Here is a 1,459-nt window from a genome sequence, read left to right as displayed (position 1 = left end):
GCATGCAGGCCGATCTGCTGCATCCGCTCGCGCAGGTAATGATACTGGATCTCGGCCTGCAGGTAGAAGATCCGCAAGGCCCGTGGCGGGGTGAAACCGAGGAAAGGCACACCGGCGGCCATGTGCACGAGCCAGGCGATCAGCAGATCGCTCTTGCCCACCTTGGGCGCGCCGCCGAGCACCAGGAGGCCGCCCGGCGTCAGCACGCGCGGGCCGATCAGGTCGGCGGGCATCGGGCTCGTGTCGTCGAGCAGCTGCCCCAGCGTGAAGGTCGGCATCTCGTCGGGCACCGGGGCGGCGCTGTTCAGCCTGACGAGCGGCGGCCCGTGACGTTCGACATGGCGGGCCCAGAGGCGTTCGGACTCGCGCTTGAGCCGTTCCACCGACCACTGGGGCCGCAGCATGGCCGCATTGTAGCCGCAGATTGCCTCCCAGCCTTCGGTCTTCGATAGGCGGCCCTCGTGGACCAGCCGGATGAAGTAGCCGATGGCAGCGGAGGCCCCCTCGAAGCGCGACCAGTCATCGGCGCCGCCCTCGCGCACCGGGGTGACGAGCACATCGTCCACTGCCGGCTTGTCGGGCGTGGCGAAATCCGGCGTCAGGCTCACGCCCGCCGCGGGCGGCATGTCGGCCACGGCCTCGGCGAACTCGTCGAGATCGCGCTCGAGGCTTGCGTTCAGTTCGACGATCCGCACCAGCGTCTTGAGGCCGTTCTTGTAATAGACCGAGCCCGCCACCCGGATCGGCTGATGCGCTGAGCGGAAATGCATGTCGCCGCCGACCTTGGCGGCAATGTCGCCGCGCAAACGGCAGATGCGAGTGATATCGTGGCCTTCGGCCGGCTCGGTCAGCTTCCACCAGACATGGGCCTTGCGCTGTCCATCCGGTGTCACGCCACCGCTTTCCACCACCATGGTGGGGGACCCGAGATGACGCTCGAGATGGGCGCGCTTGGCGGCGATGTCGCCGCTGTCGATATCCACGACCACGGCCTGCATCTGGTAAACGTCGGCGGCCTTGGCCTGGCCGCTTTCCGCGACCGTGCCGGGAATGACGTAGACCGCCGCGCCTTCGCGCGCGGCCCAGCCCGCGAAGGTCGCCATCTTCCCGGGCGCCGTCCCGTCGGCCGCGATCCAGATATTGTGCGGTCGCCCGTCGATCCCCTGGCCCTTGTCGATGAAGCTGCGCACCGGGATCAGGCCTTCGCAGTAGCCGAACACCATNTGAAGTCGCGCCATGGATTGAAATGGACAATCTCGCCGCTGACGGGCGGCTTCGGGGAGCCGGTCATGTCGTCGTCATGCTCGTCGCTCATACGGGTTGCTCCCAGCAGTGCTTGGCCCATGGACAAAAGCGGCATTCGAAAAAATCTCGGGTGGTGGAGATGCGCGGCAGCAGCTCGCCGGCGTCCGTCGCCTGCAGGATGCGCACGCCGCGATCGGACATGCGCTGCGCGAGA

The 1,459-nt window shown here is 67.5% G+C and carries 1 protein-coding gene; it reads right to left on the bottom strand.

What is annotated here, in order from left to right; all coding sequences use genetic code 11:
- Positions 1-1,223: AAA family ATPase (locus ACFO1V_RS01145; RefSeq protein WP_380075027.1), on the bottom strand; the 1,223-nt coding region annotated here is incomplete at its 3' end.
- Positions 1,224-1,459: the final 236 nt, after the last annotated feature.

This window comes from Daeguia caeni, from assembly GCF_042653845.1.
GTDB lineage: Bacteria > Pseudomonadota > Alphaproteobacteria > Rhizobiales > Rhizobiaceae > Brucella > Brucella caeni.
Note: the sequence above shows the minus strand (reverse complement) of the source record. Positions and strands in the feature narration are given on the sequence as shown.